17 protein-coding genes and 1 pseudogene are annotated in these 21,605 nt (G+C 60.7%); 8 read left to right on the plus strand and 10 right to left on the minus strand.

Annotation, left to right across the window (positions count from 1 at the left end; translation table 11 throughout):
* Positions 1–3: 3 nt before the first annotated feature.
* Positions 4–882, minus strand: coding sequence for an AbiTii domain-containing protein (locus U1H82_RS16380; protein ID WP_322966018.1), 879 nt, complete (start codon positions 880–882; stop codon positions 4–6).
* 146 nt (positions 883–1,028) lie between these two features.
* Here U1H82_RS16380 and U1H82_RS16385 point away from each other — a divergent pair, with 146 nt between their 5' ends.
* A complete protein-coding gene (locus tag U1H82_RS16385) occupies positions 1,029–2,165 on the plus strand; it encodes a DUF4238 domain-containing protein (protein ID WP_322966019.1) in 1,137 nt (378 codons plus the stop codon).
* A gap of 239 nt (positions 2,166–2,404) precedes the next feature.
* Here U1H82_RS16385 and U1H82_RS16390 read toward each other — a convergent pair whose 3' ends face one another.
* The 5 genes from U1H82_RS16390 to U1H82_RS16410 form a co-directional block, all read right to left on the minus strand.
* Positions 2,405–3,232: a hypothetical protein gene (locus U1H82_RS16390; protein WP_322966020.1), complete on the minus strand. Its 828-nt coding sequence runs from the start codon at positions 3,230–3,232 to the stop codon at positions 2,405–2,407.
* 5 nt (positions 3,233–3,237) lie between these two features.
* A complete protein-coding gene (locus U1H82_RS16395; protein ID WP_322966021.1) occupies positions 3,238–3,960 on the minus strand; it encodes a hypothetical protein in 723 nt (240 codons plus the stop codon).
* A gap of 177 nt (positions 3,961–4,137) precedes the next feature.
* On the minus strand, positions 4,138–5,118 hold the full coding sequence (locus tag U1H82_RS16400; RefSeq protein WP_322966022.1) for a CHC2 zinc finger domain-containing protein: 981 nt from the start codon (positions 5,116–5,118) through the stop codon (positions 4,138–4,140).
* A gap of 144 nt (positions 5,119–5,262) precedes the next feature.
* Positions 5,263–5,910, minus strand: coding sequence for a hypothetical protein (locus U1H82_RS16405; RefSeq protein WP_322966023.1), 648 nt, complete (start codon positions 5,908–5,910; stop codon positions 5,263–5,265).
* A 107-nt stretch (positions 5,911–6,017) separates the two neighbouring features.
* Complete coding sequence (locus U1H82_RS16410; protein ID WP_322966024.1) at positions 6,018–6,278, minus strand: helix-turn-helix domain-containing protein; 261 nt, start codon at positions 6,276–6,278, stop codon at positions 6,018–6,020.
* A 357-nt stretch (positions 6,279–6,635) separates the two neighbouring features.
* Here U1H82_RS16410 and U1H82_RS16415 point away from each other — a divergent pair, with 357 nt between their 5' ends.
* Positions 6,636–7,298, plus strand: a complete 663-nt coding sequence (locus tag U1H82_RS16415) for a hypothetical protein (protein ID WP_322966025.1) — start codon at positions 6,636–6,638, stop codon at positions 7,296–7,298.
* A gap of 100 nt (positions 7,299–7,398) precedes the next feature.
* Here the strand turns inward: U1H82_RS16415 and U1H82_RS16420 are convergent, their stop codons facing one another.
* Complete coding sequence (locus tag U1H82_RS16420; RefSeq protein WP_322966026.1) at positions 7,399–8,418, minus strand: hypothetical protein; 1,020 nt, start codon at positions 8,416–8,418, stop codon at positions 7,399–7,401.
* Positions 8,419–8,533: 115 nt separating this feature from the next.
* Positions 8,534–9,922 (minus strand): tyrosine-type recombinase/integrase, encoded by a 1,389-nt coding sequence (locus tag U1H82_RS16425; protein WP_322966027.1) that lies wholly within the window; start codon positions 9,920–9,922, stop codon positions 8,534–8,536.
* 113 nt (positions 9,923–10,035) lie between these two features.
* Between U1H82_RS16425 and dinB the strand changes: the two genes are divergently transcribed.
* Both dinB and U1H82_RS16435 read left to right on the plus strand, forming a co-directional pair.
* Positions 10,036–11,133, plus strand: coding sequence for a DNA polymerase IV (gene dinB, locus U1H82_RS16430; RefSeq protein WP_322966028.1), 1,098 nt, complete (start codon positions 10,036–10,038; stop codon positions 11,131–11,133).
* Complete coding sequence (locus U1H82_RS16435) at positions 11,133–11,696, plus strand: alpha-ketoglutarate-dependent dioxygenase AlkB (protein WP_322966040.1); 564 nt, start codon at positions 11,133–11,135, stop codon at positions 11,694–11,696. The genes dinB and U1H82_RS16435 overlap by 1 nt, the downstream gene beginning before the upstream one ends.
* A 235-nt stretch (positions 11,697–11,931) precedes the next feature.
* On the opposite strand, the gene U1H82_RS16440 is transcribed toward U1H82_RS16435, so the two are convergent.
* Positions 11,932–13,608 (minus strand): AIPR family protein, encoded by a 1,677-nt coding sequence (locus tag U1H82_RS16440; RefSeq protein ID WP_322966029.1) that lies wholly within the window; start codon positions 13,606–13,608, stop codon positions 11,932–11,934.
* Between the two features lie 452 nt (positions 13,609–14,060).
* Here U1H82_RS16440 and U1H82_RS16445 point away from each other — a divergent pair, with 452 nt between their 5' ends.
* From U1H82_RS16445 to U1H82_RS16455, 3 genes are all read left to right on the plus strand, one after another.
* On the plus strand, positions 14,061–15,035 hold the full coding sequence (locus tag U1H82_RS16445) for a hypothetical protein (protein WP_322966031.1): 975 nt from the start codon (positions 14,061–14,063) through the stop codon (positions 15,033–15,035).
* 67 nt (positions 15,036–15,102) lie between these two features.
* A complete protein-coding gene (locus tag U1H82_RS16450; protein WP_322966032.1) occupies positions 15,103–15,633 on the plus strand; it encodes a hypothetical protein in 531 nt (176 codons plus the stop codon).
* A gap of 274 nt (positions 15,634–15,907) precedes the next feature.
* Entirely contained in the window at positions 15,908–18,865 is a 2,958-nt protein-coding gene (locus U1H82_RS16455) for a class I SAM-dependent DNA methyltransferase (protein ID WP_322966033.1), read from the plus strand.
* A gap of 615 nt (positions 18,866–19,480) precedes the next feature.
* Here U1H82_RS16455 and U1H82_RS16460 read toward each other — a convergent pair.
* A pseudogene (locus U1H82_RS16460) lies at positions 19,481–20,231 on the minus strand (IS5 family transposase).
* A 244-nt stretch (positions 20,232–20,475) separates the two neighbouring features.
* Between U1H82_RS16460 and bamA the strand changes: the two are divergent.
* Positions 20,476–21,605 (plus strand): outer membrane protein assembly factor BamA (bamA, locus tag U1H82_RS16465; protein ID WP_322966041.1); only part of this gene is annotated, 1,130 nt, incomplete at its 3' end.

Genomic DNA, 21,605 nt, shown 5'->3' on the forward strand with positions numbered 1-21,605 from the left:
CCACTATCCTAGAAGCGACGATAGCGCAGGAAGAAACGGACCGATCACTGTCATGTGGTCCGCCGCCGCGTTCATAAGCCGTTGATAGGCTCCGAGCTTGTCGGCTCCGTCGCCCGCGTCCTCCATCGCACGCGCTGCGGCGAGGATGGCGTCACGGGAGCTGGCATCGGCGACCTGCTCGGAAACTGCGGTCTGAAGGTCGCGGAAGACGGATCGGTCGACGACATTGTTTGACGAACGGTCGTCGCCGCCTTGGACGAGTCTGGCGTTCGTCCCGGACACCTCGCCGGTGTTGAGGTTGCCGCCGCTCATGCTGCCGATGCTGATGTGGGATGTCATGGCGATCGCCTTCTCCTTGCTGCTGAATCCCAAACCGGCGCCCAAGATGCCAGCGGTCTCGAGTTCCAGGGCCCAGTCGAAGACGAGGCCACGGACGTGCTCCAAGACCGCGACCAGTGAACCCCGGCCGACGGCGACGCACATCCGCGTGATTGGGAATGGTGCGTCGAATATCTCGTCTAGGGCCGAGACCATGTCCGGCGGCAGGAGCAGCATGTAGCCGTTGCTCTGACTGCCTATCGTCGCCTCTAGGCTGGCCACGGCTTCGGTAACCGCTCTGGTGCAGACGTTGTGATTGAGTTCGGCGTCAGCGATCACTGCCGGCTGCCACCCATGATATGGGTTCCACCAGCGCAATTCCCCCTTGACCATGCGGTAGTCCGGCGGTTCCGTCTTGTAGCCGGCGAGTTCGGCATCGACCCATCGGACGGCGTCGGTCATGCCGAGCTTCACCGCAGCGAGCTTGGCCTTGCGCAATAGGTCGGCAATGGAATTGGTCTTGTCCAATGCCTCCATCTGCAGCTGTTCGACCAGTCCCGACATGCGTCTATCGTAGAATATGTTTGGGTTATGTTCCAGAGGGGCTTATTACCATTCCTGAAGGGCTTTCACCGCCCGATCTTGATTTGATTTTGGTCCGAAGAGGCGACTATTTGGTGGATCGGCCCTTCTTCCGGTGATGGTCGTTCATGGGGGTCGTCGTCACGAACATGCCCGATCACAAGAACCAGCACTTCGTCCCTCGTGCCCACTTGAAGCCGTTTTCCGTGGACGGCCGTGGCAAGGCCATCAATCTGCACCGCATAGGTGCAGGCGCGCATGTCTTTGGCGCGCCCGTGAAGAGTCAGTGCGCGCGACCCTACCTCTATGGAGCCGATGGTTCCCTGGAACGCATTCTCAGTGGAACGGAGGGGCTTTACGCGACGGTCGTGCGGCGGCTTTCGAATCCCGACGCTCGGTTGAACGATCAGGATCGTGATGTCCTGCGCTACTTCATTCTGCTGCAGTCACTCAGGACGGCGGAGCAGATCGAGCGGGGCCTTGCACAAGCCCGGACGATGGCCGCACATTTCAGGCGAGCGCACGAACTGCATGGAGGAAGCTGGGATGCTGCCGACGATCCCACGTTCGAGGGAGCCATGCAAATGTTGATTGAAACGTTCCAGGACCAATTGAGAATACGCGTTATCGACGATCTCAAGGTGCTGATCGTTCGCAATCGAACGGATCGAGACTTCGTCACCTCCGACGACCCGGCCGTCACGACCAATCGCTGGCTGATCCAGCGCAAGGGCATTCGGGTCTTCGGGACCAACTCGGCAGGACTGATGCTGATCCTGCCGCTCGGGCCTCGTCTGCTGGCCATGTGCTACGACCCTCGGGTTTACACCGTTTCGAGTTCCGTGGCGGGAGGCTTCACGGACTTGCGACGGGCGACGGATGTGCTGGCGTTCAACCAGCAGCAGTTCATGCGGGCTGCCGAGGTCCTTTACTACTCGCGCCGTTCGGAGGCTGATGCCGTCGCCATCGACTACGAGGCCACTAAGCCGCATCGGCCTGCTCGGTGGGAGAGCTTCAACGTCGCGCGTCGGGAAGGCGGAAGCGACACGCACGAGCGGTACGTGGTCGGATCTTCGGAAGAGGTGGCTGCCTCTGATGATCAGATCTTCCACATGGCCCGCGAGACGCCGTCGCCGCCGTCATGGCCTTCCATTCTGCGCTTCCGCCATGATGCACACGGTTTCACCAAGGGGCGCACGATCGTCCGCAGGTCCGCGGTTGAACGGGACCTAATGCGGATCCATCAGTATCGGCAAATTAGCTGAGCTACAGGTAGCATCATGGCGGAAGCGCAGGATGGTAGAAGCGCTTCACACTAACGCCTCACGGTTCTACTCCTTGCTTCCTGCCCCATCGATGGCTTGTGCGTCTGCCATCAGGCGAAGATGGCGGGCGTTTCGCGAACGTCATGTCTGTCAGAAGCAAATCCTATTCGAAGCAGACTTGAGGCGAGCCTGCTTGACATTCTCGCCTCAAGTGGTCCCGACATGACGTGTCTTAGTCCCTACCGATCGGCGGTAGGCGGCAGCGAGAGTTGGCGTCCGTCGATGCTAGTGGCTTCGTCTTCGAGGGAGGCGGCCATCACCGCCAGTAAGTGGTGGGTCAGCTTCTGTGCGCCGAACCCGCCGACGAGATCCGCCCAGTCCTGCCACCGGTCCAGCCTGAGACAGAGCCAGTCGTAGAAGCGGTCACGCTGACGATCGGTCTGGAATGACAGCGTCCAGACGGTCTGATGCACCGGCATCGGGGCGTTCGCGCGCCGCGACAGGATTACCGCGGGTCTACCGGCCTCGTCACGCCGGAGGAACGCGGCATCCCACCGCGCAGCCTCCCGTTCGAGCCGGTTGAAGCGCTCAGCTTTGTCCTCGGGTCCCATTCCGAGTTCGGCCAGCATGCCGATTGTCGCTGCCGACGGTCGGCTACGCCGAACGTCGTGCGGTCTGGTGGCCGACAGCATGAGGAGGACAGCACGCCCCTCGTCGGTCAGCGCCGTCGCTCCGTGCCCATTCTCGGCGAGGACGACGAGCCCGCTGGAGGCGAGCCACAGGTGGAACATGCGCAGGTAAGAGCCGCTGCCCTCGAACAGGTCCGCCTCCTGCTCGCGGAACGTGGGTGTCCGGCGCAAGGTGGCCGCCAGCACTGCATGGATTCGTTCAAGCTGATCGGCCGGGGGTTCGCGGTTGTACTCCGGCATGCCGAGCCTGCCGATCCAGAAGGCGGTGCGGATGGTTGGCCACGTGGCACCGGTCGCGTCGTCGACGTACACGGCCGCCAGTCCGCGCTGCTCGATGCGCATCCAGCAGCCCCAGGGGAGTTCGGGATCGATCGTCATCTCGCTCACCCCTCGTTCCGACGCGGGTCGTAGCCGTTCGCCACGGGGCCGGGATCGGCTTCGCGCGGGTCACGCCCCTCTCCGATCGCATGGAGCTGGGCGGCGAGTCGAAGGCATTCGCGATAGACGAACGCCTCCGTCTTGTAGGTCGGATTGCCCACGCCATCCAGCAGGTGGTCGGTGCGTCCCCGCGTGCGCGTAGTCGGCGTGATGTCGTCCACCTGATCGCACGAGAAGCCGAACCACCACGCATCGTCGCCGCTGGCGGCCGCTTCGTTCATGTGCACGTTCTGCCGGAAGGAACCCGGGACGATGCGCTGCACGCGATGTTCGGAGGGGTGGCACACTGAAACCTCTTCGGGCTCCCATGCCTGGCAGGCGGCGGCGTACACCAGGCCGTTATGCACGCCGATCAGGTGGTCGCCGAGCGTGCCGATCCGGCGGCCGAACAGCGGGTGGCCGGGCGGGACGGACACGTATCCGCACAGGTGCCTGCCGACGGGGGAGCGCCGGATGATGCAGCCGAGCCCGGTCAGGTGGTCGGTCCAGGCGACCTTGTCGGCCTCCTGCGCCCAGGGCCCGGGCCCGGTCGGACGGACGGCGGGGACGTGGAATACGGCGTCAACCTGGACGAGGTCGGTACCACCGGCCATCTTGTGGATGACGTCGCGCGCAGGCTGGTAGACGGCGAGCGCCTTGCTTCCAGTCGTTATCCTCTTCTTGGCCATGAAGACTTCCTTCGTTGATGTGGCCGACTTGCGGCCTTTGAGTTTCAGTTTTCGTGTTTCGCTTCAGCGAGATGGCGGCCCACGCGCTCGGGTGGAGGCATGGGGATGGTATCCACCGGCGCTCAGCGCGTCGGCGTAGTTGATGTCGATCATGTCGCTGGTCTCCCGGCGGCGTGCTCAGGTGTGGAGCAGCAGCCACTCCTCGTTGAAGTCCTTGCCGGCGCGCGGGAACAGCACGTCCACCTCGAGCGAGCGGCCCTCGTGCGCCTCCTTGGCCCGTGCGACTGCGCGCCGCCCAGCCAGGTCCCCATCGCCGGCGAGGATCACCCGGCGCACGTCGGCTGGAAACAGGACGTTCTGGAGGTTATCCTCACCGAGACTGCACCATACGGTCGCGCCGACGAACATCCGCAGCAGGGCCAGCCCATCCTCCACTGAGCCGGTCAGCATGATGGTCTCCGCTGCGGGACCGAGCCTGAGCGACGATCCCCTGATTCGACCGAGGCTGAGACGTAGCGGCCGAGACGGGTATCCGGACCAGCGTGGTTCGACGAAGATGCGTTGGATGCCGAGCACTCGGCCTCGGACATCCTGTGCCGCGGCTAGCAGCGCCGGCCTCGAAGGTCCTGCTTGGCCCGTTGCTTCATCCCACCGCATCGGAACATTGCCGAAGCGGAGGGACGGAGGAACCACGCCTCGGATGCCCCGCGTCTCCAGATAGGTCTGCGCCGACGTTCCGCTCACCGGATGCGCTCGGTGCCAAATGTCCCGCGCCAACGTCGAGCGATCCACAGATCGCTTGTCATGGATGGCAGTATGTTTCGGCATGCGCGTCGCCGAGTAACCGGCCAAGCCGGCAAGGTGCGCGCACGCCTGGCGAAAGTCCCGCTCTCCGACCTCGTGGAGGAGCTGTATTACATCCCCGCCTCGGCCGCAGCCGAAGCAGTGCCAGGTCTGCCTGTCGGTGTAGACGTGGAACGATGCGGTCCGCTCGTCGTGACACGGACACAACCCCTTCAGGGCCGCACCGCAGCGGCGCAGCTTGGTGAACCTTCCGGCTACGTCCGCGATGTCCACGGCGTGCTTGAGCTTGCGGACATCCACGCGTCCGTCCTCGGCTCGGAATTCATGCGGTATGACGATGCCGACCATCTTCATCTCCTTTTCGCGTTTGGCGTGACACCTGCGGCAGGAGCGTGGTCGGCTTTCCTCCGACCACCTGCTCCCGGTCAGCTTTCAGATCGATCGCGCCGAAGGCGCCGATGGGCCGCGTCGGTCGAAGCCGACGCGGCGCATCCTTCATCACGATGAGACATCGTGACCGGCACCGGCCCGGTGCTGCTTGGCGACGGCCCGCCGAGCGTCGCGGATGAGCGGAACGAAGTGGGCCGTCACGGCTTCGACCACGTCCGAGTACCTCTCGATCTGTCCGGATCGAACCGCGAAGGGTGGCGGCGCGATCTGATCGACCACGGTCTGCAGCATACGGAGGCGGCCGGCCGTTCGCAGGAAGCCCTCCTCGAACGTCTCCGGCACGACCTCAGCAGAAACGCCATCGTCGAACTCCGTCACGAGGCGGTACGGCCATGCGTCGTCGAGATCCTCGGCGAACACGGTGTCCTTGCCGTCGAACGACAGGCGGCGGACCGCGTCGTAGGTGATCTTGGGCAGCGGAACGACGCGTTCGAACATCAACGCGGGATCGTAGAGCGTCGCCAACCCGGTCGCCTCGTCGATCTCGCGCCAGCGCATGCCGATGGCGGCGGCAGCATCGGTCCCGGTGGTGAGCACGACCAGCGCGAGTGCGGCCTGCCGGGGGTTCAAGAGTTCTAGAAGCGCGATGGCGTGGGCGAGGCCCACGTCATTCGTCTGCCGACGATCAACGTCAGGACCCACGGATTGCACGATGTCGTGGATCCCCACGCGACGCGGTTCGGGGTATTCGGGCATGTTGTATCTCCAGCCATGCAGTTCGATCGACTGCCGCGGCATTCTGGGGGATGCGCGGATGGAGCGAGACCCACGAGGGCAAGCTCCATCCGATGTGGTCAGGCGGATCAGCCGCGCGAGTACGGATCGTACTCGCTGGTCGAGATCGCGCTGTTGCGCTCGATGTGGGCGTCCAGTTCGTCGGGATCGTATCGGACGGCCGTTCCCAAGCGGACGAAGCGCGGCGCGTTGTCGCCACGGCGTCCGTGGATGCGCATCTTCTCGAGCGTGTTCTTGGCGAGACCGAGATAGTGGGCCGCCTCGGTCGTATTGAGCAGCGGCCTGCCGGACCTGAGCGTGCTGCCCTCTCGGACGTTGGGACGGTTCATCGTATGTCACTCCGTTCCGCCGGCCGGGATTGGCTGGCGTAGGAAGTGCGTCTCATTCGGAATCTGCCCCGGTCGTCGGCGGACTGCTCTACGAAACGGGGGAGGTTAGCGGGGGGATTAGCCCTAAGTTCATGGTGGACCGGCGATGCTGCTTGTCATGAACATGCACCCCGATGCTGGAGTGCTGGCCCGCTACCCGTCCTTGCAAATCGTCGCGTGGAATGTAGAAAAACGACAGGCGCTTCCGGCCCGACCTGTCGCCGGGTCAAAGAGGAGCATCCATTAAGACTTCGGCGCAGCCCTCTACGGCCGCTTCGTAATCGGCGTCAGGCGGTCAGACCAAGAGGACGCTTCGTCATGACCATCATGATATTGTCGGAAGAGAACCACCGCCACGCCAAGGCGGCCTTGCACGCGGAACTGCCGCACGTGCGGTCATCGCATCTGGCCGAGGCGATGGCGGCCGGTTTCGGACTGGGAAGCCATGCAGCGCTACTTTCCTTCCGCCGCGGCTATCAGGATCATCGTGCTCCGCTGGCGCGGTGGGACGGTGCCGCCTTTGCGCGTCGAATAGCATCATTCGGATATGCAGATGTTCCTGCGACCGCATTCGGAACGGCCCTTGCTGCCATACGACTGCCGCACGCCCCCTACGTCAAGTTTCGCAAAGGCGATCGTTCGGCGAACGAAGACCATTACAGGACGGCGAACCGTCTCGCCAGCCCGATGATGATGATCACCACCGCGCGAACCTACGCCCAGCTCGAGTGGGATTGCATCACGATCGACGGACGCGAGGACCATCATGTACGAGGTCACGAAGGCGATCGTCTGGTTCGACTGATGTTCGAGATGTTCCAGACGCGTTGTCGCGGCGCACCTGGCAAGCCTCTTTTCTGCGGCTCCGCGTTCACCGGCACTATTAAGAAACTGCTGCCGGAAACGGCCGTCCAGTTAGCGGAAGACTATTTCACGTTGCTGTACGCGCCACTCGCCGAAAGTTCGGTCAGAAGCGCATGAGGTTCGGACTGGAAGTCGACTTACCGCCGCTCCTCCCGATTAGACGCAGATCAAATTCGCCCGCTTTGGCGGCCCATGACTAATCGGGTGGAACACTGCCCTAATGGCCCGCCGGCGGTCGGCGATCTTTACCCGAGGGCGCTCCACCTTCGCTTATGTAGGGGAACTCCAACCTGAGCCGGTTCCGCGCCTTCTCGAAGACGGTGTCGCTGATGTTGCCGGCGATCAGCTTCAAGTCGGGACGGGTGTAGGCCTTGGGATTGGCAATGAGATGTGAGCGCATTGCGCGGAACGCCTGGTCCTCCAACGCCTTCCAAGCCGCCGAGGGGCGCGGCCCTGTTAGGCCTGCATCCTTGGGGGTGATCCCTTCCTCGATCAGGGACAAGGGCGCCCTTTGCGCATGCACCCATGCCGCGGCTGCGAAGCCCTCCTTTCTGACGAATAGCAGATGTGTCGCAGGTGCCGATGTCGAGCGAGGCGCCTCGAGATTGATCGTGCATGACGCGATGCGTGCGGCGGGGTCGTCGATCATCCAGTCGTCCGGGCTCACATCAACGTGCTCGCCACCACCGATCGGACGGGCAGTTATGCCAATCGATCCCTCGAGCGCCATCAAGGCAATCTGGCGAGCGAGATGGGGGATGGCGATGTTGGCGGCTTCGCGGAAGGTCGAGGTTTCGGCTGCGTTCCAGGCGGCAAGATTCCAGTGATCGTAGGAGATCGTGACGGCATCTCCCGAGCTGGCAATTGCTCGCGGACGTGGTGCGCCGCCAGCGGGATCGGGTTCATACCGGACTGCCCATGAAGCAGGATTCCCGCTTACCGCGCGCATCGCTTCGTACTCTGCGAGCGGCATGTAGGCGAGGAGCGCCGGACCCCAGGCTTCATGCACCTCCACTATCGGCGTACCATCGGGGCTAAACGCATCGCCGGGGGCGGGCAGCAATGGGGCAGCAGGTGCGGTCAGGCCCATCATGATGTCGTCATCCCACGGGAACGCAATCATCGGAGCGATGCGGAGGACGGCGTCCGCCAAGAAGATGTCGCGATCGACGGGCCAACGCATCCTATTCGAATACCACTGCGCCCAGTCCAATGAAGACGGATCCCTGATGATCACGCACGCCCCTATTCCATCCTCCGTCGGAGGATGTTTTCCTCATTTCACCCGATCACGACCATGAGGGCGAATCGAGGCGATCATCGGTCCTCGGCGCATGCGACGCAACGGCGACCTACCGGCGCCTTCGCCCTCCTCTCGCCTCGCCGGTTCTGAGCGGCCTGATCTTCTTCGTCCAGCCCTGTCGCAGTTCATGCCGCCGGCGTTTGAGGTCACCCTTCGCAACCCGAGGAATATCGCGCCCGCCCGGCCATGCATCCGGACGCTTCATGAGTTCATCGAGGAACGCGTTCCATTTCTCGAACGCGGCCTTGACCATCGAGCGCTTCTCCGCGCGCTGGTACTTACTGTTATCATCCTTCGATCGTGAATGCGCCAGGCAGAGCTCGATGATGTCGTCCCGGATGTTCAGCGGTTCCTCTCCCATATGGGTCGCGGCTGTCGTCCGGAAGTCATGGAAGTTCCACTGCTCGAAGCGCCGGGGCTTCTGACCAGCGGCGAAGGCCAATTCCATGCGGCGATGTATGTGTGCGTCGAGCGTGTCCTTGGCCTGCGTCGACGTCTTGATTGAGTGCGTCCCGTCGTAGCTGAAAACCCATCCGGTCCGCTTCATCGGGTCGGGCTGCTGACTTTCCAGAATTGCAATCACCTGCGACGGGAGCTGCATGACGTAGCGCACCTTCGTCTTCGTGCGTTCTGCGGGGATCGTCCAGACCCACTTGTCCGGATCGATCTCCTCCCATGACATGGCAGCCACCTCCTCCTTCCGCCGCATGGTGCGCAGGAGGCATTCGAGCACGTCGCCATGCTGATCGCGCATGTCCCGGCAAGCCTCCAGAACCCGCTGAATTTCGAAGGGGGTCAGGACTCGGTCACGTTCCTGCTGATCCGGCACCTTGAACCTGTCCGCAGGGGATTTTTCGATTTTTCCGCGGGCCTTCGCGTCGTTGAGCAGGACCTTGAGGTATATCAGGCCGTAGCGCTTCGCGGACTTCGATCGGGTCTGCAGCTGCTCCAGCCAATTCTCCACGTCGTCGTCCGTCATCCGGTCAAGCCGCATGTCGGGCATCAGTCCGGCGACATCGCGTACCATGATCTGGCCGTGCAGCTTGGCCACGGGCCGCCCTTCCCGTTCTCGCCGGGCGAGGTATTCCGGGACGTATGTAGAGATTACCAACTCTCGCGCGGCCTTCTCTTCCCTCGCCACCCTGCGTCGCTCCTCGACCGGATCGACGCCCTTGCGCCTCATGACGGCCCATTCCCTGGCGATCTCGCGTGCCTGTGCGGGCGTCATCTCACCCCATACGCCGATCCGAGCCCGGCGGGCAGGCATGTACGGCATGCGGTATTGGTAAACGAAGATGACGTCCCCACCTGAGGTTCGGTAGCAGCCGAAGCCGCGGACCTCGTCATCCCAGTCGAACGTCTTCTTGTTCGGCAGTGAGGGGAGCAGCGCGCGGACGGTGTTGACGGTGATGTGAATTCGCGGTTTGTTCTTGCGCATGGTCTACCTTCGGAGCAATCGTCAGGCAATCACGATGCGGCAATTCGAGGGTGCCTTCGCCCCACGCCAGCCAACGGTCAGACCAGCTAAGATGTTGTAATTGATAGCCTATCATGCAGGAGCAACCGCCAGCTAACCGCAAGATAATCCATGTAGATATGGATGCCTTCTTCGCGTCGGTGGAGCAGCGTGACGATCCGTCGCTGCGCGGCAAGCCGGTTGCGGTCGGTCATGCCGCGGCGCGGGGCGTAGTGGCGGCGGCGAGTTACGAAGCGCGCACGTTTGGCGTTCGCTCAGCGCTGCCGTCGGTCACCGCGCTGCGCCGCTGTCCCAACCTGATCTTCGTGCCGCCCCGCTTCGAAGTGTACCGCGACGTCTCGCGCCAGATCCATGACGTGTTCGCGCGGTACACGGACCTGATCCAGCCCTTGTCGCTCGACGAGGCCTATCTCGACGTCACCGCGAACAAGCGGGGCATGGAAACCGCATGGCTAACCGCCAAGGCGATCCGCGCCGACATTCTCGCAGAGACCGGCCTGACTGCATCGGCGGGCATCTCGTACAACAAGTTCCTGGCCAAACTCGCCTCGGATCATCGAAAGCCCAACGGCCAGTTCGCGGTCACGCCGGATATGGGTGCCGCTTGGGTCGAGACGCTGCCCGTCAGCCGCTTCCACGGCGTCGGACCGGTGACGGCGGAGAAGATGAAGCGGCTGGGGATCGAGACCGGGGCTGATCTGCGCGCCAAATCGCTGGCGTTCCTGCAGCAGCATTTCGGCAGTTCGGCCGAATGGTATCACGCCATCGCGCGCGGGGAAGACGACCGTCCGGTCAACGCGAACCGCGTGCGCAAGTCGTCGGGGTCGGAGACGACATTCAACCGCGACCTGACCGAACCCGGGGAGATTGAGGCCGGCGTTCTCAAGATGGCGGACGATGTCTGGGACTGGTGCGAGGGACGGCAAGCCTTCGGCCGCACCGTCACGGTAAAGGTCAAATGCGCCGACTTCCATCAGATCACCCGGCGGCGCAGCCAGCCCGTGGCGGTCATCAGTCGCGAAGGCCTGCGCCGCGCGGCGCTCGACCTGATCCGGTCGGTTCTGCCGACCCAGAAGGGGATACGACTGGTCGGCGTAACGGTATCGAACTTCGTCGAGGCCGGGGCAGAGGCACCGACCGAATTGCCGATCTTCGCGGAGGCGGCGGCGTGATGCTCAACCTCTTTGACGCCCCGCTCCTGCCGGGGCTCGCCACGCGGGCGAACCTGATCACCGCGGACGAGGAGCGCATGCTGATCGACCGGATCGACGCGACCGACCTCGAGCCGTTCCGCTTTCAGGGCTGGACAGGCAAGCGGCTGACAACGTCCTTTGGATGGAGTTACGACTTCGAGGTCGGGCGCCCCAAGAATGCACCGCCGATGCCGGATTGGCTTCTCCCCATCCGCGATAGGGCCGCCAATTTCGCCGGGCTCGCGCCCGAGGCGCTGATCCAGGCGCTGCTCATTCGCTATGATTCCGGTGCCGGGATCGGCTGGCATCGGGACCGGCCAATCTATGACCATGTCCTCGGCATTTCCCTCGGCGAACCGTCAACGATGCGCTTCCGGCAGCGGCGCGCCGACGGCTTCGATCGGGTGTCGGTGCCGCTCGGTCCGCGGGCCGGCTATCACATGAGCGGACCTGCTCGGCATGAATGGGAACACAGCATCGCACCGATGGAACGCCCGCGCTGGTCGATTACTTTCCGGAGCCTCGCAGAACATCGCTCATAGGTAGGATACGGCTTACTGCCGTTGTGCTGTTGACCGGCGATCAGGAGCGCTGTGAGCTGCGCCCGTCGTCGACGCCGTGAAGCGGCTGAGATCCGCCTACGGCAGGTGTCGACCAATTAAGGTCATTCCCGGTTTTCGGCTCAATGGCTGTTTTCACTGAAACCTGCCACAGAATAGCCCTGAAGGCGCAGTCTGCCGATAACCAGCGTAACCGAAAATAGACTTGGCTAGCGGACTAGAGAAGGCTTAGTTGCTGGGGTTGCTCATTGAGCGAGGTTCGAAATAGATTCTGTTTCGTGGCCGCATTTCTGAATAGGCGGTAGGTCGAAATGTTCGGGCGGTCCTTGACGAACTCGGATAACCGCCGCTCCGCCTCAGGAATTAAAAGGCTGACTTGATCGAAGTCGAAGATGTCGATGTTGGCACGCTCAGCGAGCTTCCTGACCGCGAAGGCGAGGTGATACAAGCCTTCCACGATCCATGCGGACTCGATTTCCTGCTCCGTAACCAGCCTAGATGCCCTGCGCGCCTCCTGCAACTTGGCGCGGCGATGCTTCTCAATCTCGGCATAAAGTGTCCACACCGCTATCACCCGCTTCGCATCCATCTCCGCAGGATCGAAGACCAGCGGGAAATACTCTCCGAATATTCGATCTGAGGCCGTCTTGGCCTTATCGGGTTCAGCGCGAACGTAGGCTAGCCAGATCTGTCCAAGTTTCAGCGCATCTATGCGTCTGCTTTCGCCAATTTTGGAATGCTGGTCGCGCTTTCGATCTAGATACCACTCATGACTCAGTAACGATGCCTCGAGGCGGACAAGTATGGGGTCGTTCGATCTCAAGTCGCGGCTTCGTATTGGGGTCTGGCTGTTCGTTGCCTCAGCGACCTTCGCATAGAGGCTCTTGTCCTGCGTCTCGATAATGCGGACAAGAAGCCGAACGCGCTGCACGGAAGCAAAGCTGGTCCGCGATGCTTGGAAAAGCGCATGGGAGGTCTGACCGCCATTCACCACTTGAGGATTCAGGAGTCGCAGTGGCGCATTCTTGAAGCCGGCCTGATAGCTAAACCGTTCGCAGACTATGGTAATGCCGTTGTTGAAATACCAGAACATGCCGGCCTCATTGGACACGGCTGTATCATAGATTCGACGGTTGATGTCGTTCTGTTCACCGAGATAGACACGGACGTTCTCTTCAAACAGATCGGGGTCAAGCTGCGTTGTCTTCGTGGGATCTGTCAGCGCTGCGATAAACTCGTCGCCGCAGACCGTACCAATTACCGCCCGCACGTTGCCATCCGTGCGCTCATATACCTGTTCTTCCACAATCCGGAGGTGGATTTCCCGTTCTGTTGCTGTCCGACGCGAGACCGTGTCAGATAGGGAATCGAGATCGGCTTCGTGAAGCTGAAAGAACTTGAACCGGGCAAGTGATGATTCAAAGCGAGCCTTATGGTCCGGTATGAGTCGCTCCCCATTCGAGCAAAGGTGGATTTCGACCTCGCACGCCCCCGAGCTAACGAAGTCCCAGATGTCCAACACCTTCTGCCGCAGCAGCGGATTACATGTTTCGAGAAATCCGTCAACCTGTCCGAAGCAATCCCCGATGAAGGCAAGAAGTTTGTCAATTTCCGTCGACGGAAAATTTCGGTTGCTGCCGTTGAATTTGCTGTGGCACTTGAACTGAAAGAGATGAATTACGCGGCGCCCGAAACGCTCGTCGAGATAGACTGCGTCAACACCCCTATCCTCTCCTCCATCGGTGATCGAGCCCCTTGCCTCATCGAAGTCGATGCGTAGGAGCGATGTCACGCAGAGTAGGGAGAATGCTTCTCGCCGGGTTTCGAGATTGAGTGTCTTTTCAATCCGAGCGGCAGCCGCGTCTACGTTTCCCCAATCAAGAAGTGTTGCCATGCAGTGCCTTTTGCCCTGTTACTCCGCCTCTTTCAACCTTTTCGCCGAGATGGCGCCGCGGCCGCCTCTACGGACCCCGTTGGGCGGTGCCGAAGGTCGTCAGGCAGCCAGCCATGTCAGCCCATGTCGAGCAGAATGCGTCATTCCGGTTCGGTAGGGTGAACGTCACCCTGTTCCGGAAGCGGTCATTCAAATTTGCGAAATAAGCAGCCAATATGGACAGAGACCTTAAATACGTGGCGCGAACAGTCAGAGGGGGAGTCCGCTACGAAATGGTGAAACCGTCTATGATTGCGCGCAGTCCGGTCATTGGCCAATATGCCGGCCATCATAGTGCCGCCCCTGTGGGAAAGTCGGTTTGGCTAAAACATGCCGGTTCGTCCACCCTACGTTCGACGTTGTAGCTATTCACGCTACGTCATGTTATCCGATGACTAAGGCAGGGGTGTTGGATGCAGAATAATCGGCGACAATTTTATATCTTTGATTTGGAGCTGTGCGCGCGGAAGGCTGGCGCGCCCGCCCCAACGATGAATGACGTTGTACCGGTTCTTCAGCATATGAAGGATACCGGACGGACCTATCAGCTACGTTCGAACACGGCGACGATGTTGATTGGCGATATGGCCATCGACGCCGCCCAACAGTTCGTCACTTTGTTAGTGCGCCTTTCCGACACGACGACGCCCAACAGCGTTTACTCCGATCCTGCCGCCGGGCAGTTCAACGAACACGTCAAGGTAGGGAACGTCGGATCGGACTTCGGTTGCCACGTCTTAATTTCGACGGCGCAGGAGCAAAACCAACCGAACATATATACGTGCGCGATTGAGCGTATTCCCGGCCTTCCGTTCGACCTAGTTCGTCGCCTGCTGTCGAAGCTTCTGAACTTCCAATATCACGACGATGCGTCGTTCTTTTCGTATCCGCATCCAGCGGGCGGCGTTGACGCGAACAATCAGCCGCGCCGGGATAGATGCTGCCCACATGTCGAGTTGCGCGGTCGTCCGTCTGACACGCTTATTAACGACATCAATGCCGGTCGCGTGTCCGGCGTTTCGCTCATCAAAGCGGAACAGGCAGCGCCAATCGGCGGTGCGCCATATCTAACGAAGACAGAATCTGAACTAAAGCTAGGTATCGACCACAATAATCTTCCGGTAAATTTGTGGGCGTCCTTAAGTCAAGTCATACAGCAGAACGCGCAGACATATAATACGGCGCAGATCACCTATCGGCTTCCAAATTCCAGCCGAACAACAACTGTTGAAATTAGCACGGCGAACGGCGCGGTTCTTACGGAAATGTATGTCCTATCTTTTGAGCTGACCAACATATTCCCATTCTTGGCGCAGTCTGCTATGCATATTGTCCCGCATTTGCATGGCTTGGCGGTGCCGCAATTCTTGGCCCATCGGACGATATAAGGTGCTGAAACAGCTTGCATATGAACTAGGCCGAGGCTTCGCCTACCGGGGCATATCGCATGGCGAAATGCGGACCTATACGACGTGGCTTCCGCTATTCCTGACGATCCTAGCAGGCGTGTTCTACGCCGTGTTGCCGGTAAAACCCGCGCTTGTCGGTTCGACCGGCCTTGTGGGAAGTCTGCTGACGCTCGTTGCGACGCTTCCCGGCTTCTATTTCGCTGGCCTTGCGGCGGTGGCTACGTTCGGTAGCACGACGATGGACCACGAAATGCCAGCGCCAGCGCCCGAAGTAGAAATGCGCGTGCGCGGGCAACAGGTGCCGGTAAAGCTGACGCGACGGCTGTTCCTGTCCTACCTGTTCTCGTATCTCGTTATTCTATCGTTCGGCTTGTGCTTCGCATTTATGGCCATCAACGCCTTCGCACCGTCCATCGATATGTTGCAGGTCTCGATAGGTCGTTGGACGGGAGCAGCGTGGCCGTGGCTGGTCGTGAAAGGCGCTGTCGGCTTCGCTTTAACGTTCGCGTTCGCCTCAATGGTCGTTTCAACGCTACATGGCGTTTTCTTCCTTTCCGAGAAAATCCACCAACCTTGAAGCATAGCGGACCTATACTCCGCCTGAGTTGAAGCGTCAGGGTTGTCGAACGTCGGCTTACGGCGTTTGTGGACGTCCACTTCGCGCTGCCGGATCGGCAGCGATGTCCCATGACCTTCCGGCCGGTGCCGACCAAATTCGGTCGTTCCGGCCTCCTCCCTTCAACGCCCGTTCCGGACGGAAGCTGGGTCGCACGAGGCTATCCGTCAGCAGCGCGCCCTTGCCCATTGCTCCCTAGCATTGATTGGCTACTAAAGGGTGGGCCTGCGTGAGATTGACGCAGCTCTATCAATTGTTCCGGGGGCGCATGACACCGCACGAATTTCTAAGAAAGTGGCGCAACGTTGAACTGAAGGAGCGGTCCGCGTCGCAGAGCCATTTCAACGATCTGTGTGCGCTCCTAGGCGTCAAAGATCCGGTCTCAGCCGACCCGAAAGGCGAATGGTTCACGTTCGAGAAAGGTGCGAACAAGACCAGCGGCGGTAATGGCTGGGCCGATGTATGGCGGCGCGAATGCTTTAGCTGGGAATATAAGGGCAAGCACGCCAACCTCGACAAAGCCTATGCCCAGCTGCTCCAATATTCGGTGGCGCTGGAAAACCCGCCGCTGCTCATCGTATCCGACATGAGCCGGATAGTGATCCGTACCAACTGGACCAACAGTGTTCAAGAAACGCACGAGATCGCGCTGGAGGACCTGACCGACGGCGCTGTGCGCGATCGGCTGAAGGCAGCATTCACCGATCCTGAACAATTCAAGCCCGCCAAGTCGCGCCAGGAACTGACTGAGGAAACTGCGCGCGAATTCGTCGGCATTGCTCAGCGACTGCGCGAGCGAGGACATGAGGCACATCGTGTCGCCCATTTTGTCAACCAACTTGTGTTCTGTATGTTCGCAGAGGACGTTGGGCTACTGCCGGACAACTTATTCACCAAGATGCTTATGGCCAGCCGGCTTCGGCCCGAGCGGTTCGAAAGCAATGCCGCCAAGCTGTTCGGTGCGATGGCCACCGGCGGCGACATCGATTTCACGCCGATCGAATGGTTCAATGGAGGGCTATTCACTGATGCCAGCGTGCTGCCGGTGGACAGTGAGGATATCGACCAGCTGCTCGCCGCCGCCGATCGCGACTGGTCGCAGATAGACCCCTCGATCCTCGGTACGCTGTTTGAACGCGGGCTCGATCCTGCGAAGCGCAGCCAGCTCGGCGCGCATTATACCGATCGCGACAAGATCATGATGATTGTGCGGCCCGTCATCATCGATCCGCTGGAGATTGAATGGGCCGAGGCGCTGGCGAAGATTACCGCACTGGTGGAAAGAGCGCCCAAGCGGACCGCAGAAAGGCTGCTGACCCCGGCGGAACGTGGCCGGACGACGCGAATGCTAGCCGAGGCGACGGCGATCCATTCAGCGTTCATCGAGCGGCTGGCGAACTTCCGCGTGCTCGACCCCGCCTGCGGATCGGGCAATTTTCTTTATGTTGCCCTTAAGGCGCTGAAGGACATCGAGCATCGCGCCAACCTCGACGCCGAGGCACTGGGGCTGCCTCGGGGCTTCCCGCGGGTAGGACCGGAGTGCGCGCTTGGTATTGAGCTTAATCCCTACGCCGCCGAATTGGCACGGGTGAGCGTATGGATTGGCGAAATTCAGTGGATGCGGCGCAACGGCTTTGACGCCGCGAAAAACCCCATCCTGCGCCCATTGGATACAATCGAGTGTCGGGATGCGGTGTTGAATGCCGATGGAAGTGAGGCGGGTTGGCCCATTGCCGACGTAATTATTGGAAATCCGCCCTTTCTAGGGGCGAAGGTTATGAAGCGTGCATTGGGTCTCACGGAGACCGAGACGCTTCGTCGAGCGTTCCATGGGCGCTTGCCTGGGTTCACCGATCTAGTCTGTTACTGGTTCGAGAAGACGAGAGCGCAGATAGCAGATGGAAGGACAAAACGAGCCGGGTTGGTCGCCACTAACTCAATAGCTAAAAATACAAATCTTCCTGTGCTCTATCGAATCGCCAAAACGGCTACACTCTTCGCGGCTTGGCCGGACGAGGCGTGGGTGGTGGACGGCGCTGCCGTTCGCGTGGCTCTAATCTGCTTTCAAAGTCGCGCCGAGCCAATCTCATCAATGCTGATCAACGGGCAACCAGTGGGTCAGATCAATCCAGACCTTACCACCGGGCTCAATGTCTCGGCCCTGCCAGCACTCGCGGAAAACCGCGGAGTGGCGTTTGTCGGCGTTCAGAAAAGTGGTCCCTTTGACATTCCAGGCGATGTGGCGAGAAAATGGCTGGCTCTGCCTCTGAACCCGAATGGACGCTCGAACTCGGACGTTCTTCGGCCAACTTGGAACGGTCGAGATATAACTACGTCGCGAAGAGATATATGGTTTATCGACTTTCCTCGTGGTCTTTCGCATGAGGAAGCGTCACTTTGGGAAGCACCGTTTGAGTATTTAAACTCAGCTCGCTATGATCCGGATGATCCTTCCTCTCCATTACTTTGGGAGACCCGATCGAGCGCCCGCGATGTTCATCCAAAAAGGGAGTGGTGGACCACCTACTGGCCCAGGCCCGAGGTTAGATCTCAACTGCTCCATCTTAAACGGTACATTGCCACACCAATGACCTCGGAGCATCGAATTTTCTTGTGGCTCAAGCTGCCAACTTTGCCGGACAACAATCTCGTTATTGTAACACGCGATGATGACACACATTTTGGGTTGCTACATTCTTACGTTCACGAAGTATGGAGCACGCGGATAGGTAATAAGATGGGGGCCGGTAACCAGCGGCGTTACAATCGTGAAGCTATCTACGATACGTTTCCCTTTCCTGAGGGGCTGACTCCAAATATACCTGCCTCCGACTATGCCCATGATCCCCGGGCGCAAACGATTGCCGCCGCCGCCGTGCGGTTGAACGAACTGCGCGAGAACTGGCTCAACCCCGCTGACATGGTGGTGCAAAAGCCCGAAATCGTAGCCGGGTACCCCGATCGCATCCTGCCTAAAAATGATGCGGCAGCGATCGAATTGAAGAAGAGGACGCTGACCAACCTCTACAATGCCCGCCATCAATGGCTGGTGAAAGCGCACGCCGCTCTCGATGCGGCGGTCGCCGACGCATATGGTTGGGGCGAGGATTGGCGCGCCGGCCGGCTGGACGAGGACGAAATCCTCGCCCGTCTATTCGCGCTAAACCAAAGCCGTTCGACTGGGAAAAAGTAACGCCTGCTAGGCACCGTCAGAAGCTGAGCTAGGCGTCAGCTTCTGGCGGTAGCTGACGTTTGCCATACCGCTTTGGGGCGACAGCTTTCTCCCAAAATCGGCCACGTCGAGGGGAATACGATGATCGGGATCTACCGCTGGCCTGCTCGGGCATCACACCTCGAACAACGCCTCGGGGCATGTCGCAAAGCTATAGCTGACCCGCGATCCGCGATCCGCGATCCGCGAAGGTCGTCAAGCACGACTATGGCTTGAGGTATCGCCAAGTCGACAAGCCCGTTTGATGGCCTTGCCACGCTGTACCCCCTGTTGTACCCCTCGCTGTGCAACCCGCCGACGGACGGGTTGAGCGTCGACGCAAAATCAATGACTTAGAGCGCGGTAAAATTAGGTCAGGAATCCTGTCTCCCCGACCATATCCAAGAAACCGCAGTTTTCCGCCGTTCCTTGATGATCGAGCCGGTGCCTTACGTAGCACATTTACGTAGCAGTCCACAGACCCCGAACGCCATCGTAGGCGCGCGCAGATTCGCCCCCCCTAAAGTCGTGTCAGCAAGGCGGTCGGGGGACAGCGCTAAGCCGATAGCTCGCTATGCCATTAGGGCTGAGACTCAATCACAGCCAGAATGCGATCGCAGTTGCGATGGCGACGCTTGACAGGAAGTTGGCGGCGAGTTTGTCATGGCGGGTGGCGACGCGGCGGAAGTCCTTGAGGCGGCAGAAGGCGTTTTCGATCAGGTGGCGGCCGCGATACCGGTCCTTGTCGTAGCGGATGGTACGTTTGCGGTTTCGCCGTCCGGGAATGACGGGGGCGGCTCCGGCGTTACGTAGCGAACGACGCAGCCGGTCGGCATCGCAGCCTTGTCGGCCAGCAGATAACGCATCCGGCCAGCCCGTTCGAGAAGCGCGGGGGCGGCCTTCACGTCGCTGACATTGCTGGCCGTCAGCATCAGGGCATAGGGGCGGCCGAGGACATCGGTAAGCGCGTGGACCTTGGTCGTCCAGCCACCGCGCGAGCGACTGATCGCCTGGATCTGGCGCCCCCTTTTCCACCGAAAGCTGCGCGCTGCGCCTTGATGTAGGTGCTGTCGATCGCGGTGCTCTTCGTCACCACGCCAGCCCCCACCAGCGCGTCGAGCAGCTTGAGCCAAAAGCCACGGCGCGACCACCGGTTGAACCGGTTGTAGATCGTCGTGGATGGCCCGTAATCAGCCGGACAATCGCACCAGCGACAGCCCACCTTCAGCACATGCACGATCCCGGAGATAACCCGCCGGTCGTCTACTCGCCGCGCCCCGGGCTGGTTCTTCGGCAAATGCGGCTTGATCGCCGCCCACGCCTCATCCGATAACCAGAACAGCGCCATGCCTCACTCCTCCTGATCCAGACACAGAGAATCAGAAAAACCATCCCCCCTCAAGAGCGTGATTGGGTTTGAACCCTAACAACACGCGGCATCAGCAGCAGATCGCGCTCGATTGGTAACAATGTCGTAGCGTCACTGTTACGTACAAACATCCAACAGACATATGGGCGGCCTATCGCAATTCCGGAGTTATGGAGTTGCATTGATGATTGTCGGTTTGGACCTCGCTCTTTTGGTTGCGACCATGGCGCAGGCTCCGCTCCCGCCTGGCGATCCGGCGGTCACACCTGCCCCGGAACGGGTCGTCCGGACGCTGCGCGTCGAGGGTGCGCAGCGTATCGAGCCCGAGACGGTGTTGTCCTACACCAAGCTTCGGGTCGGCATGCCCTATACGCCCGAAACGCTCGACCAGGCGCTGAAGGACCTTCAGGCGTCCGAGCTGTTCGCGGATTTCTCGATCTCCGGCGTGGAGACGGGCGACATCGTGCTGCGCGTGCGTGAGAACCCGATCATCAACCGGGTCATCCTGGAGGGCAACAAGCGCCTGAAGGAAGACAAGATCAAGAAGGAGATCAAGCTCGCGCCGCGGCAGATCTTCACCCGGACCGCGGTTCGCCAGGACGTGGCCCGCATCATCGAGCTGTATCGCCGCCAGGGCCGGTTCGGCGCGGTGGTCGAGCCCAAGATGGTCAATCTCGACCAGAACCGCGTCGACGTGGTGTTCGAGATCAGCGAGGGGCCGAAGTCCAAGGTCCGCCAGATCAACATCATCGGCAACGAGAAATTCTCCGACGATCAGCTGCGCGGTGCGATGTACACCAAGCAGTCGCGCTGGTTCCGTTTCCTGTCCTCGGCGACCAGCTATGACCAGGATCGCCTGGCCGCCGACCAGCAGAAGCTGCGCCTCTTCTATCTGACCAACGGCTATGCCGATTTCCGTGTGACCAGCGCGGTGGCCGAGCTGACCCCGGACAAGAAGGACTTCATCATCACCTATGTGGTGGAGGAAGGTCCGCGTTATAAGTTCGGCGACGTCAAGGTCGACAGCCAGATTCGCGACTTCGACAATGCCAAGCTGGCCGCCTCGCTGCCCATGAAAAAGGGCGACTGGTACAACGCCAAGCTGATCGAGGATTCGATCGACAGCCTCAGCCAGACGGCGGGTCTGTTCGGCTATGCCTTTACCGATGTGAACCCCGACTTCCAGCGCGACAAGGACGCGCTGACCATGTCGATCACGTTCAACATCGCCGAAGCCAAGCGCACCTATGTCGAGCGGATCGACATCAACGGCAACACGCAGACGCAGGACAAGGTCGTCCGCCGCGAAATCCGCGTGGCCGAGGGCGACGCCTTCAACAGCTTCCAGGTGCG

Origin of the sequence: Sphingomonas fuzhouensis (assembly GCF_034659795.1) — a bacterium.
Taxonomy (GTDB): Bacteria; Pseudomonadota; Alphaproteobacteria; order Sphingomonadales; family Sphingomonadaceae; genus Sphingomonas; species Sphingomonas fuzhouensis.